General features: G+C 57.7%; 13 protein-coding genes. 11 read left to right on the top strand and 2 right to left on the bottom strand.

The window, feature by feature from the left end:
• Positions 1-54: 54 nt before the first annotated feature.
• The 8 genes from nuoG to nuoN all read left to right on the top strand — a co-directional run bounded on the left by nuoG (position 55) and on the right by nuoN (position 10,163).
• Positions 55-2,778, top strand: coding sequence for an NADH-quinone oxidoreductase subunit NuoG (gene nuoG, locus GVO84_RS15605; RefSeq protein WP_159514615.1), 2,724 nt, complete (start codon positions 55-57; stop codon positions 2,776-2,778).
• On the top strand, positions 2,775-3,752 hold the full coding sequence (gene nuoH, locus GVO84_RS15600) for an NADH-quinone oxidoreductase subunit NuoH (protein ID WP_047346615.1): 978 nt from the start codon (positions 2,775-2,777) through the stop codon (positions 3,750-3,752). The genes nuoG and nuoH overlap by 4 nt, the downstream gene beginning before the upstream one ends.
• 13 nt (positions 3,753-3,765) lie before the next feature.
• A complete protein-coding gene (gene nuoI, locus GVO84_RS15595; protein WP_003861491.1) occupies positions 3,766-4,308 on the top strand; it encodes an NADH-quinone oxidoreductase subunit NuoI in 543 nt (180 codons plus the stop codon).
• A gap of 10 nt (positions 4,309-4,318) precedes the next feature.
• On the top strand, positions 4,319-4,873 hold the full coding sequence (gene nuoJ, locus GVO84_RS15590) for an NADH-quinone oxidoreductase subunit J (RefSeq protein ID WP_159514614.1): 555 nt from the start codon (positions 4,319-4,321) through the stop codon (positions 4,871-4,873).
• Entirely contained in the window at positions 4,870-5,172 is a 303-nt protein-coding gene (nuoK, locus tag GVO84_RS15585; RefSeq protein WP_003861496.1) for an NADH-quinone oxidoreductase subunit NuoK, read from the top strand. Before nuoJ ends, nuoK begins: the two co-directional genes overlap by 4 nt.
• Positions 5,169-7,010 carry an NADH-quinone oxidoreductase subunit L gene (nuoL, locus tag GVO84_RS15580; protein ID WP_063143734.1) on the top strand — a complete coding sequence of 614 codons (1,842 nt, stop codon included), beginning with the start codon at positions 5,169-5,171 and terminating at the stop codon, positions 7,008-7,010. Before nuoK ends, nuoL begins: the two co-directional genes overlap by 4 nt.
• Positions 7,011-7,169: 159 nt before the next feature.
• Complete coding sequence (gene nuoM / locus GVO84_RS15575) at positions 7,170-8,699, top strand: NADH-quinone oxidoreductase subunit M (protein WP_023312532.1); 1,530 nt, start codon at positions 7,170-7,172, stop codon at positions 8,697-8,699.
• A gap of 6 nt (positions 8,700-8,705) precedes the next feature.
• Positions 8,706-10,163 (top strand): NADH-quinone oxidoreductase subunit NuoN, encoded by a 1,458-nt coding sequence (nuoN, locus tag GVO84_RS15570; RefSeq protein WP_029740937.1) that lies wholly within the window; start codon positions 8,706-8,708, stop codon positions 10,161-10,163.
• Between the two features lie 103 nt (positions 10,164-10,266).
• Here the strand turns inward: nuoN and GVO84_RS15565 are convergent, their stop codons facing one another.
• Together GVO84_RS15565 and rbn are read right to left on the bottom strand one after the other, a co-directional pair.
• Positions 10,267-11,271, bottom strand: a complete 1,005-nt coding sequence (locus tag GVO84_RS15565; RefSeq protein ID WP_024908219.1) for a chemotaxis protein — start codon at positions 11,269-11,271, stop codon at positions 10,267-10,269.
• A gap of 64 nt (positions 11,272-11,335) precedes the next feature.
• The gene (rbn, locus tag GVO84_RS15560; protein WP_159514613.1) at positions 11,336-12,253 is read right to left on the bottom strand and encodes a ribonuclease BN; all 918 of its coding nucleotides are present in this window, start codon (positions 12,251-12,253) and stop codon (positions 11,336-11,338) included.
• Between the two features lie 71 nt (positions 12,254-12,324).
• Between rbn and GVO84_RS15555 the strand changes: the two genes are divergently transcribed.
• From GVO84_RS15555 to menF, 3 genes are all read left to right on the top strand, one after another.
• Positions 12,325-12,786, top strand: coding sequence for a GNAT family N-acetyltransferase (locus tag GVO84_RS15555; RefSeq protein WP_159514612.1), 462 nt, complete (start codon positions 12,325-12,327; stop codon positions 12,784-12,786).
• Between the two features lie 53 nt (positions 12,787-12,839).
• Positions 12,840-13,145, top strand: coding sequence for a stress response protein ElaB (gene elaB / locus GVO84_RS15550; RefSeq protein ID WP_008500219.1), 306 nt, complete (start codon positions 12,840-12,842; stop codon positions 13,143-13,145).
• A 96-nt stretch (positions 13,146-13,241) separates the two neighbouring features.
• The gene (gene menF / locus GVO84_RS15545) at positions 13,242-14,537 is read left to right on the top strand and encodes an isochorismate synthase MenF (protein WP_159514611.1); all 1,296 of its coding nucleotides are present in this window, start codon (positions 13,242-13,244) and stop codon (positions 14,535-14,537) included.
• Positions 14,538-14,602: the final 65 nt, after the last annotated feature.

Genomic DNA, 14,602 nt, shown 5'->3' with positions numbered 1-14,602 from the left:
GACAAGAATTTTGATTAACGCTCGGTTTCGACCGAGCCAACTGGAAGCATGCTAATGGCTACGATTCATGTAGACGGCAAAGAATACGAAGTCAACGGGGCGGACAACCTGCTGGAAGCTTGTCTGTCTCTTGGCCTCGATATTCCGTACTTTTGCTGGCATCCGGCGCTGGGCAGCGTCGGTGCTTGCCGCCAGTGTGCGGTGAAGCAATATCAAAACGCGGAAGACACGCGTGGTCGCCTGGTGATGTCCTGTATGACGCCAGCCACCGAAGGCACCTTTATTTCGATTGATGACGAAGAAGCGAAACAGTTCCGCGAAAGCGTAGTGGAATGGTTGATGACCAACCACCCGCACGACTGTCCGGTCTGTGAAGAGGGTGGTAACTGCCACCTTCAGGATATGACCGTGATGACCGGCCACAGCTTCCGTCGCTATCGCTTTACCAAGCGTACCCACCGTAATCAGGACCTGGGGCCGTTCATCTCTCACGAAATGAACCGCTGCATCGCCTGCTACCGCTGCGTGCGTTACTACAAAGACTATGCAGACGGTCAGGATCTGGGCGTATATGGCGCGCACGATAACGTCTACTTCGGTCGTCCGGAAGACGGCGTGCTGGAAAGCGAGTTCTCCGGTAACCTGGTAGAAATCTGCCCGACCGGCGTCTTCACGGATAAAACCCACTCCGAGCGTTACAACCGTAAATGGGACATGCAGTTTGCGCCAAGCATCTGCCAGCAGTGTTCCCTCGGCTGTAACACCAGCCCGGGTGAGCGCTACGGCGAACTGCGCCGTATCGAAAACCGTTACAACGGTACCGTTAACCACTACTTCCTGTGCGACCGCGGTCGTTTCGGCTATGGCTATGTGAACCTGAAAGACCGTCCGCGTCAGCCGGTTCAGCGCCGTGGCGACGACTTCATTACCCTGAACGCTGAACAGGCGATGCAGGGCGCGGCAGATATTCTGCGCCAGTCGAAGAAAGTGATCGGTATCGGCTCCCCGCGCGCCAGCATTGAAAGCAACTTCGCGCTGCGCGAGCTGGTTGGGGCGGAAAACTTCTATACCGGTATCGCCCAGGGCGAGCAGGAACGTCTGCAGCTGGTACTGAAAGTGCTGCGTGAAGGCGGTATTCATACCCCTGCGCTGCGTGAAATTGAATCTTATGATGCGGTCCTGGTGCTGGGTGAAGACCTGACGCAGACGGGCGCACGCGCGGCTCTGGCGGTTCGTCAGGCGGTGAAGGGTAAAGCACGTGAAATGGCAGCGGCGCAGAAAGTGGCTGACTGGCAGATTGCGGCGATCCTGAACATCGGCCAACGCGCGAAGCATCCTCTGTTTGTGACCAACGTTGACAACACCCGTCTGGACGACATCGCGGCGTGGACCTACTGCGCACCGGTTGAAGATCAGGCGCGCCTCGGCTTTGCGATTGCCCACGCGCTGGACAGCAGCTCGCCGGCGGTAGAACTGGATCGCGACCTGCAGAACAAGGTCGACGTGATTGTTCAGGCCCTGGCGGGTGCGAAAAAACCGCTGATTATTTCCGGTACCAACGCCGGTAGCGCGGAGATCATTCAGGCGGCAGCCAACGTTGCCAAAGCCCTGAAGGGCCGCGGTGCGGACGTCGGTGTGACCATGATTGCCCGTGCGGTGAACAGCATTGGTCTGGGCATGATCGGCGGCGGCTCGCTGGAAGCAGCGTTAAGCGAACTGGAATCCGGTGCCGCTGACGCCGTTGTGGTGCTGGAAAATGACCTGCATCGCCACGCCTCTGCCGCTCGCGTTGACGCCGCGCTCTCCAAAGCGCCGCTGGTGATGGTGATTGACCATCAGCGCACCGCGATCATGGACAAAGCGCACCTGGTGCTCTCTGCGGCAAGCTTCGCAGAAAGCGACGGTACGGTTATCAACAACGAAGGCCGCGCACAGCGTTTCTTCCAGGTTTACGACCCGGCGTACTACGACAGCAACACCGTGATGCTGGAAAGCTGGCGCTGGCTGCACTCCCTGCACAGCACCGTGCAGAGCCGTGAAGTGGACTGGACGCAGCTCGACCACGTTATCGACGCGGTAGTCGAAAAACTGCCTCAGCTGGCAGGCATTAAAGATGCCGCACCTGAAGCAAGCTTCCGCATTCGCGGCCAGAAACTGGCGCGTGAACCGCACCGTTACAGCGGCCGTACCGCGATGCGCGCCAATATCAGCGTGCACGAACCGCGCCAGCCGCAGGATAAAGACACCATGTTCGCCTTCTCCATGGAAGGGAACAACCAGCCGTCTGCGCCGCGTTCGCAAATCCCATTCGCATGGGCACCAGGCTGGAACTCCCCGCAGGCCTGGAACAAGTTCCAGGCTGAAGTGGGTGGTTCCCTGCGTCACGGCGATCCGGGCGTGCGTCTGATTGAAGCCTCCGAAACCGGTCTGGACTTCTTCACCACCGTACCGGCGAGCTTCCAGGCGCAGGATGGCAACTGGCGTATCGCGCCGTACTACCATCTGTTCGGTAGCGACGAGCTTTCCCAGCGTTCACCGGTCTTCCAGACCCGCATGCCGCAGCCGTACATCAAGCTCAACCCGGCGGATGCCGCGAAGCTTGGCGTTAACGCGGGCGCAAACATCGCCTTTAGCTATGACGGCCAGACAATCAGCCTGCCGCTGATTATCACCGAAGGTCTGACAGCAGGGCAGGTGGGTCTGCCGATGGGTATGCCTGGCATCGCGCCGGTTCTGGCGGGTGCGCGTCTTGATAACCTGCAGGAGGCAAAAGCATGAGTTGGTTAACGCCGGATCTTATTGACATCCTGCTGAGCATTCTGAAAGCGGTTGTTATCCTGCTGGTAGTGGTCACCTGCGGTGCGTTCATGAGCTTTGGTGAACGTCGTCTGCTCGGTCTGTTCCAGAACCGTTACGGACCGAACCGCGTGGGCTGGGGTGGTTCACTCCAACTGGTCGCGGACATGATCAAGATGTTCTTTAAAGAGGACTGGATCCCGCGCTTCTCGGACCGCGTGATCTTTACTCTGGCACCGATGATTGCCTTCACCTCGCTGCTGCTGGCGTTTGCTATCGTTCCGGTCAGCCCGACCTGGGTGGTCGCTGACCTGAACATCGGCATTCTGTTCTTCCTGATGATGGCAGGCCTCGCGGTTTACGCGGTGCTGTTCGCAGGCTGGTCCAGTAACAACAAATACTCGCTGCTGGGTGCGATGCGTGCTTCCGCGCAGACGCTGAGCTACGAGGTGTTCCTGGGTCTCTCCCTGATGGGCGTGGTGGCGCAGGCCGGTTCATTCAACATGACCGACATCGTCAACAACCAGGCCGACATCTGGAACGTTATTCCGCAGTTCTTTGGGTTTATTACCTTTGCAATCGCGGGCGTGGCCGTGTGTCACCGTCACCCGTTTGACCAGCCAGAAGCCGAACAGGAACTGGCCGACGGTTACCACATTGAATATTCCGGTATGAAATTCGGTCTGTTCTTCGTGGGCGAGTACATCGGTATCGTCACCATTTCCGCGTTGATGGTAACGCTGTTCTTCGGTGGCTGGCATGGCCCGTTCTTACCGCCGTTCATCTGGTTCGCGCTGAAAACCGCGTTCTTCATGATGATGTTCATTTTGATTCGCGCAGCGTTACCGCGTCCGCGTTATGACCAGGTAATGTCCTTCGGCTGGAAAGTGTGCCTGCCGCTGACGCTCGTCAACTTGTTGGTAACGGCGGCTGTCATTCTCTGGCAGCAGCCATAAGGGGCTATAGACCATGACCTTAAAAGAATTACTGGTAGGCTTCGGTACCCAGGTACGCAGTATCTGGATGATCGGCCTGCACGCGTTTGCCAAACGCGAAACCCGGATGTACCCGGAAGAGCCGGTATATCTGCCGCCGCGCTACCGTGGCCGTATCGTGCTGACGCGCGACCCGGACGGTTCCGAGCGCTGCGTTGCCTGTAACCTGTGTGCGGTAGCGTGTCCGGTAGGCTGTATCTCTCTGCAGAAAGCAGAGACGGTAGACGGCCGCTGGTACCCTGAGTTCTTCCGCATCAACTTCTCACGCTGCATCTTCTGCGGTCTGTGTGAAGAAGCGTGCCCAACCACGGCGATTCAGCTGACTCCAGACTTTGAGCTGGGTGAGTATAAGCGTCAGGACCTGGTGTACGAGAAAGAGGATCTGCTGATTTCCGGTCCGGGCAAATACCCGGAATATAACTTCTACCGGATGGCGGGTATGGCAATCGACGGCAAAGATAAGGGCGAAGCAGAGAACGAAGCTAAGCCTATCGACGTCAAGAGCCTGTTACCGTAAGGAGAGGGCAATGGAATTCGCTTTTTATATCTGTGGCCTTATCGCCATCCTGGCTACGCTACGAGTGATTACGCACACCAATCCGGTGCATGCGCTGCTGTACTTAATCATCTCGCTGCTGGCCATTTCCGGGGTGTTCTTCGCACTGGGCGCGCACTTCGCCGGTGCGCTGGAAATCATCGTCTACGCCGGGGCCATCATGGTGCTGTTCGTGTTCGTGGTGATGATGCTGAACCTGGGCGGCTCTGAAATTGAGCAGGAACGTCAGTGGTTAAAACCGCAGGTGTGGATTGGCCCGGCAATTTTGTCGGCCATCATGCTGGTGGTGATCGTTTACGCCATTCTGTGCGTAAACGATCAGGGCATCGACGGCACGCCGATTGGCGCGAAAGAGGTCGGTATTACGCTCTTTGGCCCATACGTTCTGGCGGTTGAACTGGCCTCAATGCTGCTGCTGGCTGGTCTGGTTGTTGCTTTCCACGTTGGCCGCGAAGAGCGTGTTGGCGAGGTGCTGAGCAACCGCACTGACGACCGCGCGAAAAGAAAAATGGAGGAGCGCGCATGATCCCCTTAACACATGGACTGATCCTCGCTGCGATTTTATTCGTCCTGGGTCTGACCGGTCTGGTTATCCGCCGCAATCTGCTGTTTATGCTGATCGGGCTGGAAATCATGATTAACGCCTCCGCGCTGGCCTTCGTGGTCGCCGGAAGCTACTGGGGCCAGACCGATGGTCAGGTGATGTACATTCTCGCCATCAGCCTCGCGGCTGCCGAAGCGAGTATTGGCCTGGCGCTGTTGCTGCAGCTCCATCGTCGCCGCCAGAACCTGAACATCGATTCAGTAAGTGAGTTGCGTGGATGAACATGCTTGCCTTAACCATTATTTTTCCGCTGATTGGCTTCGTGCTGCTGGCGTTTTCTCGCGGCCGCTGGTCTGAGAATCTGTCTGCGACCGTGGGCATTGGCTCCATCGGTCTGGCTGCGCTGGTGACAGCGTATGCGGGTATCGACTTCTTTAACAACGGGCGTCAGCCTTTCAGCGTGCCGCTGTGGACGTGGATGTCGGTCGGTGATTTCAACATCGGCTTCAACCTGGTGCTGGATGGTCTGTCTCTGACCATGCTCTCCGTGGTCACCGGCGTTGGCTTCCTGATCCACATGTTCGCCTCCTGGTATATGCGCGGTGAAGAGGGTTACTCCCGCTTCTTCGCCTACACCAACCTGTTTATCGCCAGCATGGTGGTCTTGGTACTGGCCGATAACCTGCTGCTGATGTATCTGGGCTGGGAAGGCGTGGGTCTGTGTTCTTACCTGCTGATCGGTTTCTACTATACCGATCCGAAGAATGGCGCAGCGGCCATGAAAGCGTTCGTCGTGACCCGCGTGGGTGACGTCTTCCTCGCTTTCGCGCTGTTCATTCTTTACAACGAACTGGGCACGCTGAACTTCCGCGAAATGGTGGAACTGGCGCCAGCGCACTTCGCCGCAGGCAACAATATGCTGTGGTGGGCAACGCTGATGCTGCTGGGTGGTGCCGTGGGTAAATCCGCGCAGCTGCCGCTGCAGACCTGGCTGGCCGACGCGATGGCGGGTCCAACCCCTGTCTCCGCGCTGATCCACGCCGCGACCATGGTAACTGCCGGTGTCTACCTGATTGCGCGTACCCATGGCCTGTTCCTGATGACTCCGGAAATTCTGCATCTGGTGGGTATCGTTGGTGCGGTAACGCTGGTGCTGGCAGGCTTTGCCGCGCTGGTGCAGACCGACATCAAACGCGTTCTCGCGTACTCCACCATGAGCCAGATTGGTTACATGTTCCTGGCGCTGGGCGTTCAGGCGTGGGACGCAGCCATTTTCCACCTGATGACGCACGCGTTCTTTAAAGCGCTGCTGTTCCTCTCATCCGGTTCTGTGATTCTGGCCTGCCATCACGAGCAGAACATCTTCAAGATGGGCGGACTGCGTAAGTCCATCCCGCTGGTTTATATCTGCTTCCTGGTAGGCGGCGCGGCGCTGGCGGCACTGCCGCTGATCACCGCGGGCTTCTTCAGTAAGGACGAAATCCTTGCGGGCGCCATGGCGAATGGTCATATCAATCTGATGGTTGCGGGTCTGGTCGGTGCGTTCATGACCTCCCTGTATACCTTCCGTATGATTTTCATCGTATTCCACGGTAAAGAACAAATTCACGCTCACGCAGGGAAGGGGATCACCCACCACCTGCCGCTGATTGTGCTGCTGGTACTCTCCACCTTCGTTGGCGCGATGATTGTGCCGCCGCTGCAGGGCGTACTGCCAGACACCACCGAGCTTGAGCACGGTCGCGTTCTGACGCTTGAAATCACCTCCGGCGTGGTCGCTATCGCGGGCATCCTGATTGCAGCATGGCTGTGGCTGGGCAAACGTACGCTGGTGACTGCTGTTGCCAACAGCGCGCCGGGCCGTCTGCTGGGCACCTGGTGGTACAACGCGTGGGGCTTCGACTGGCTGTACGACATGATCTTCGTTAAGCCGTTCCTGGGCATCGCGTGGCTGGTGAAGCGCGACCCACTGAACAGCCTGATGAATATCCCGGCGATCCTCTCCCGCTTTGCCGGTAAAGGCCTGCTGTACAGCGAGAACGGTTACCTGCGCTGGTATGTGGCGTCCATGAGCATCGGTGCGGTTGTCGTGCTGGCGCTGCTGATGGTGTTGCGATAGTGGTTTTGCCCGGTGGCGCTGCGCTTACCGGGCCTACGAGACCGTAGGTCGGGTAAGCGTGAGCGCCACCCGACACCACAAACCGCACTAACGCGTGAATTTTGTCGAATTTGTTGAAAATCGGTCCCTTAGGGACTTTAACAAGGAATAAAAATCGCCATGTTACTACCCTGGCTAATATTAATTCCCTTCATCGGCGGCTTCCTGTGCTGGCAGACCGAACGCTTTGGCGTGAAGATGCCGCGCTGGATCGCGCTGATCACCATGGGATTGACGCTCGCGCTTGGCCTGCAACTGTGGTTGCAGGGCGGTTACTCACTGACCCAGTCTGCGGGCATTCCGCAGTGGCAGTCTGAATTCATCCTGCCGTGGATCCCGCGTTTCGGCATTACGATCCATCTGGCGATTGACGGTCTGTCGCTGCTGATGGTGGTGCTGACCGGCCTGCTCGGCGTTCTGGCGGTACTTTGCTCCTGGCGAGAAATCGAAAAATACCAGGGCTTCTTCCACCTGAACCTGATGTGGATCCTGGGCGGCGTGATCGGCGTGTTCCTTGCCATCGACATGTTCCTGTTCTTCTTCTTCTGGGAGATGATGCTGGTGCCGATGTACTTCCTGATCGCGCTGTGGGGCCACAAGGCGTCCGACGGTAAAACGCGTATCACGGCGGCAACCAAGTTCTTCATTTATACCCAGGCGAGTGGTCTGGTGATGTTGATTGCCATTCTGGCGCTGGTGTTTGTTCACCACAACGCCACCGGCACCTGGACCTTCAACTACGAAGATCTGCTGAAGACGCCAATGTCCCACGGCGTTGAATACCTGCTGATGCTGGGCTTCTTCATCGCGTTCGCGGTGAAAATGCCGGTCGTTCCGCTGCACGGCTGGCTGCCAGACGCGCACTCTCAGGCACCAACGGCCGGTTCCGTTGACCTGGCGGGCATCTTGCTGAAAACGGCGGCCTACGGTCTGCTGCGTTTCGCTCTGCCGCTGTTCCCGAATGCCTCCGCAGAGTTCGCACCGATTGCCATGTGGCTGGGTGTGATCGGTATCTTCTACGGTGCCTGGATGGCCTTCACGCAGTACGACATTAAGCGTCTGATTGCCTACACCTCCGTTTCCCACATGGGCTTCGTGCTGATTGCTATCTACACCGGCAGCCAGCTGGCGTACCAGGGCGCGGTGATCCAGATGATTGCGCACGGTCTGTCCGCAGCCGGCCTCTTCATCCTGTGCGGTCAGCTGTACGAACGTCTGCATACCCGCGACATGCGCATGATGGGCGGCCTGTGGAGCAAAATTAAGTGGCTGCCAGCGCTGTCCATGTTCTTCGCTGTTGCCACTCTGGGGATGCCAGGTACCGGTAACTTCGTCGGCGAATTTATGATTCTGTTCGGCAGCTTCAAAGTGGTACCGGTGATTACCGTGATCTCCACCTTTGGTCTGGTGTTCGCTTCCGTGTACTCGCTGGCGATGCTGCACCGCGCTTACTTCGGTAAAGCGAAGAGCGAAATTGCTGCACAAGAACTGCCGGGGATGTCGCTGCGTGAGCTGTTCATCATCCTGCTGCTGGTCGTACTGCTGGTGCTGCTGGGCTTCTTCCCGCAGCCGATTCTGGATACCTCGCATAGCGCGATGGGTAACATCCAGCAGTGGTTTGTTAATTCTGCTTCTACTACAAGGCCGTAATTCGCCATGACAATAACTCCACAACAACTGATCGCGCTGCTACCGCTGCTGATCGTCGGATTGACGGTGGTGGTTGTGATGCTCTCCATTGCGTGGCGACGCAATCACTTCCTGAATGCCACGCTGTCGGTCATCGGCCTGAACGCCGCGTTAGTCTCTCTCTGGTTTGTTGGCCAGGGCGGGGCGATGGACGTCACCCCGCTGATGCGCGTTGACGGTTACGCCATGCTGTATACCGGTCTGGTGCTGCTGGCGAGCCTGGCAACCTGTACCTTTGCGTACCCGTGGCTCGAAGGCTACAACGACAACAAAGAAGAGTTTTACCTGCTGGTTCTGATTGCCGCACTGGGCGGCATTCTGCTGGCGAATGCGAACCATCTGGCCGCGCTGTTCCTCGGTATTGAGCTGATCTCTCTGCCGCTGTTCGGCCTGATTGGTTACGCCTTCCGTCAGAAGCGCTCCCTGGAAGCAAGCATCAAGTACACCATTCTGTCTGCTGCTGCGTCCTCGTTCCTGCTGTTTGGTATTGCGCTGCTGTACGCACAGTCCGGTAACCTCTCTTTCATGGCGCTCGGCAAGAGCCTCGGTGACGGCATGCTGCATGAGCCGCTGCTGCTGGCGGGTCTGGGCATGATGATCGTGGGTCTCGGCTTTAAACTCTCTCTGGTGCCGTTCCACCTGTGGACGCCAGACGTCTACCAGGGCGCTCCGGCTCCGGTGTCGACCTTCCTGGCGACGGCGAGCAAAATCGCTATCTTCGGTGTGGTCATGCGTCTGTTCCTGTACGCACCGGTCGGTGACAGCGAAGCGGTTCGCGTGGTGCTGGGCATTATCGCGTTCGTCTCCATCATCTTCGGTAACCTGATGGCGCTGAGCCAGACCAACATCAAGCGTCTGCTGGGCTACTCGTCTATCTCTCATCTGGGCTACCTGATGGTGGCGCTGATTGCGCTGCAGAGCGGTGAGATGTCGATGGAAGCCGTTGGCGTGTATCTGGCCGGCTACCTGTTCAGCAGCCTCGGCGCCTTCGGCGTGGTGAGCCTGATGTCCAGCCCGTACCGTGGTCCGGATGCCGATTCACTGTTCTCCTACCGTGGTCTGTTCTGGCACCGTCCGATCCTGTCCGCAGTGATGACCGTGATGATGCTCTCTCTGGCAGGTATCCCGATGACGCTCGGCTTTATCGGTAAGTTCTACGTGCTGGCCGTCGGTGTGCAGGCGCACCTGTGGTGGCTGACTGCGGGCGTGGTTATCGGCTCCGCGATTGGTCTCTACTACTACCTGCGCGTGGCCGTGAGCCTGTACCTGAGCGCGCCTCAGCAGCTCAACCGTGATGCCCCAACCAACTGGCAGTACAGCGCCGGTGGTATCGTCGTGCTTATCTCCGCGCTGCTGGTGCTGATCTTCGGTATCTATCCGCAGCCGCTGATTGATATCGTGCAGCGAGCGATGCCGCTGATGTAAAAACAAAAACCCGCCTCGGCGGGTTTTTTTATGGTTTGCCCAGCGGCGCTACGCTTGCAGGGCCTACGGGTTTTGTAGGTCGGGTAAGCGTAGCGCCACCCGACTAAGCCAGCTGCTTCCGACTAATCAACGGCCCGTCAATCTTCTTCATCGAGCGGTCCAGCACTTCCTCAATCACCGACGACAGCTCGTTCAGCTCAAACTTCGCCACGTACCCGTCCGCCTTCACCTTGCGAATATGGTCTTCGTTAGCGTTGCCGGAAAGGGAAGAGTGGATCACCACCGGAATATCTTTCAGTACCGGGTCGGTTTTGATTTTGCGCGTCAGCGTAAAACCGTCCATCTCCGGCATTTCGAGGTCGGTCAGCACCAGAGCGATCTTATCGGTGATGGGAACCCCTTCAGCCTGGGCCTGTGCCGCCAGCACGCCGATTTTTTCCCACGCCTCTTTGCCGGTGATATGCAGCTGTGCCGGGATCTCCATTGCCTGCAGACCTTTCTCCAGCATCGAGCGCGCCACTTTGGAGTCTTCCGCGACGATGGCGACAGCGCCTGGCTTGATATGGAATTTGGTGGTCTTCAGGTTCGTGGCGTGCAGATCGTGATTGGCAGGGGTGATGTCATACAGGATCTGCTCAACGTCCAGCACCATCGCCAGATCGTTGGTATCGGTCTTTTCGTCAAGACACGCAATGCTGGTGATGTATCGACCGCTGACGGCGGTTTCCGCCGCGTGCACCTGCTTCCAGTCCAGACGCATGATGTTCTCAACCGATTCCACAGCAAACGCCTGCACGCTGCGCGCATATTCGGTGATCAGCAGAATGTTCAGCCCGGTGGTGGGCTTACAGCCCGCCACGGCGGCCAGATCAATCACCGGGATCACCTGATCGCGAATATTCACCATTCCCATCAGCGGTGACTTCATCCCGGCGGGTTTTGTGAACTCCGGCATCGGCACAATTTCACGCAGCTTAAAGACGTTAATGCCAAACAGCTCGGACTTATTTTCGTTCAGAGAGGTGCCAAGACGGAACAGCAACAGTTCAAAACGGTTCGACAGGGTCAGATTCGCCCTGTCATCAATATCTTTCTGGAAATTATCCATTCTACCCTCGAGAGAAATGCTGACCTTTTAATCGTTATCGGCATCCTGAGGGAAAAATGAAGGACTAAACGCTGACCTGAGCGAAATCTTCGGCCAGCTCACATTCCGGGAACAGCGCGCGGCACTCTGCCAGCAGGCCTGCGCATCCCCGCGCGTCGTAGCGCGAGCTGACGTGGGTGACGATCAGTCTTCCTACACCCGCATCTCGGGCAAGCTGCGCCGCCTGACGCGTGGAGCTGTGGCCCCGGCTGTTGGCTTTCTCTTCCATCGCCGTTTCAAGCGTGGCTTCATGCACCATCACGTCCACGCCCTGGGCCAGCGTGAGCGCCGCCGGGCAGGGTGCCGTATCGCCAAAAATCGCCAGTTTTTTGCCCGGCTGCGGTGCGGCGAGATAATCCTGGCCGTTGATGACGCGCCCGTCCTCCAGCGTGACGGTCTCGCCGTGCTTCAGACGCTGGAACAGTGGCCCGGGTTTTACGCCGTCTGCCATCAGCGCGGCGGCATCCAGCGCGCCGGGTTTGTCATGCGCCTCAATACGGTAGCCATAGCACTCCACTGGATGATTGAGCGGTTGAGCAGTAACCCGGTAATCTCCGTCATCGAATATCAGGCCTTCGGTAATCTCAACGACCTCCAGCGGATAATCGGTCCACGACCCGCTCAGGCGCAGCGTAGTTTCAACAAATTCACAAATACCCGCTGGCCCGTAAATCGTCAGCGGGTTAGCGTTACCGGCCATCGAGCGGCTGCACAGCAGGCCGGGAAGGCCAAACAGATGATCGCCATGCAGATGGGTGATAAAAATTTTATCCAACTTGCCGGGGTGATAAACGGTGTGTAACAGCTGATGCTGCGTCCCTTCACCGCAGTCAAACAACCACAGTCCGCCACGGGTGGGGTGCTTAAGATCCAGCAGGATCGCCGTCACGTTCCGTGAGCGGGTTGGCACGCCAGCGGACGTACCCAGAAAAATCAGTTCCATAACGCAATCAGCCCTTTGCCGAACGGGGAGGGGTTTAGTATAACGTGATGAACCCCAGGAAGGAGACTGACATGATCCAGTGGCAAGATTTACATCATAGTGACCTCACCGTTCAATCGCTTTACGCCCTGCTGAAGCTGCGCTGCGAAGTGTTTGTTGTGGAACAGACCTGCCCGTATCAGGACATCGATGGCGATGACCTCGTTGGCGAGAACCGCCATATCCTCGGCTGGCGTGATAACGAGCTGGTGGCGTATGCGAGGATTCTGAAAAGCGAGGACGATTTTGAGCCTGTCGTGATTGGTCGGGTCATCATCAGCGGCAAGGCGCGCGGCGAAAAGCTGGGCTATCAGCTGATGGAAAAAACGCTGGAAGCGTGCCGGAAACAGTGGCCGGACAAGGCGTTATACCTGGGCGCGCAGGCGCACCTGCAGTCGTTCTATGCCCACTTTGGCTTCATGCCGGTAACGGAAGTGTATGACGAAGATGGCATTCCGCACATCGGCATGGCGCGAGAAGTGAAACAGGCGTAATGGCATCTCGTTGGCTATAGTTAGCGGACTGGTGCACTAACATGGAGAAAAATATGTCATTTCAATCCTGGGATACCCGTATCGACGACGACCTGGCCTTACTGAGCGAAACGCTGGAAGAGGTGTTACGTTCCTCGGGCGACCCTGCCGATCAGAAATATATTGAGCTAAAAGCCCGTGCCGAGCAGGCGCTGCATGAAGTGAAAAACCGCGTCAGCCATGCGTCTGATACTTACTACTACCGTGCCAAAAAAGCGGTGTATCGTGCCGATGATTACGTGCATGAAAAACCGTGGCAGGGCATTGGAGTGGGTGCTGCCGTAGGTCTGGTGCTGGGGCTGCTGTTAGCCCGTCGTTAACAGCGTTTTAAACGCTTAACCACTCCCTATACGTGGGTACTGCTATTTATGGCCAGTACCCCGTATAATACGAGGTTTTAACAGGGAGAGGTTCGCGTGAATTCGATTTTCCTCGCGCTGGAGCAACTGCGTACCCAGCTATCGCAAGCGTTACCCGCAGCACCCGGCATACGTCATTTCGACGTCTCTTTCCCGTTAAACGACGCCTTCGATCCCCTCGCCTGGCTGGGCGAGCAGCAGTGTTATCCGCAGTTTTACTGGCAGCAGCGTAACGGCGATGAAGAGCTGGCCGCGCTGGGGGCAGTCACCCAATTTCCCTCTCTGGCATTAGCCTCGCAGTTTTTTCGCGAGCAAAACGCGGCAGGTGATACCCGTATCTGCGGCCTGAACGCCTTTAACCCGGAGCAGGGCAGCCTCTTTTTACCGCGACTGCTCTGGCGACGCACCGCCGGTAACGCCACGCTGCGCCTGCAGCTGTGGAGCGACCGCTCGCTTGAGGAGGATGCTCGCGCCGCGCTGGATTTTTTACAGCAGCTCCGTCCCGCGAGATCTATCCGTCCGCTGTCCGTTCAGGTTGAGCACGAAACCCATCAGCCGCAGCAGGCCGAATGGCTGAAGCTTATCCGCACGGCGACGGAGACCATCGCGCGCGGTGATTTTGAAAAAGTGGTTCTCGCCCGGGCAACGGATCTGCAGTTCACGCAGCGCGTTAACCCTGTCGCGCTGATGGCGGCCAGCCGCGCCCTGAATTTACACTGCTACCATTTCTGCATGGTATTCGACGCCAGCAACGCGTTTCTTGGCTCTACCCCCGAACGTCTCTGGCGGCGGCGCGGCAAGCTGCTGCGCACCGAAGCGCTGGCGGGCACCGTTGCCAGCCATACCGATGATAGCCAGGCGCAGCGTCTCGGCGAGTGGCTGCTGAACGATGATAAAAACCAGCGCGAAAATATGCTGGTCGTGGAAGATATCTGCCAGCGTCTTCAGCACCATACGCAGACGCTTGAGGTGCTGCCCGCCCAGGTGGTGCGCCTGCGTAAGGTGCAGCATTTGCGCCGCTGTATCTGGACCGAGCTCAAACAGGCCGATGATGAGCAGTGTCTGCTCATGTTACAGCCGACCGCGGCCGTTGCCGGATTACCCCGACAGCCTGCGCGCGAGTTTATCCAGAAGGTTGAGCCCTTTAACCGCGAATGGTACGCCGGTTCGGCCGGGTACTTATCCCCCGAACAGAGTGAGTTCTGCGTGGCGTTGCGCTCCGCGCGCGTCCTGGAGGATTCTCTGCGGCTCTACGCCGGCGCCGGTATTGTCAGCGGGTCTGACCCGGAGCAGGAGTGGCAGGAGATTGAAAACAAAGCCGCCGGATTGCGCTCTCTGCTCCTAAGGGATTAATACTGAATCGCGCAATCCCGATTCATATCAAAATTCTATTTTTTTCTATTATTTATACTGTGTCG

Origin of the sequence: Enterobacter sp. SM3, assembly GCF_009811935.2 — a bacterium.
Classification (GTDB): domain Bacteria; phylum Pseudomonadota; class Gammaproteobacteria; order Enterobacterales; family Enterobacteriaceae; genus Enterobacter; species Enterobacter asburiae_D.
The sequence above is the reverse complement of the archived record's forward strand: the minus strand, read 5'-3'. Positions and strand labels throughout refer to the sequence as shown.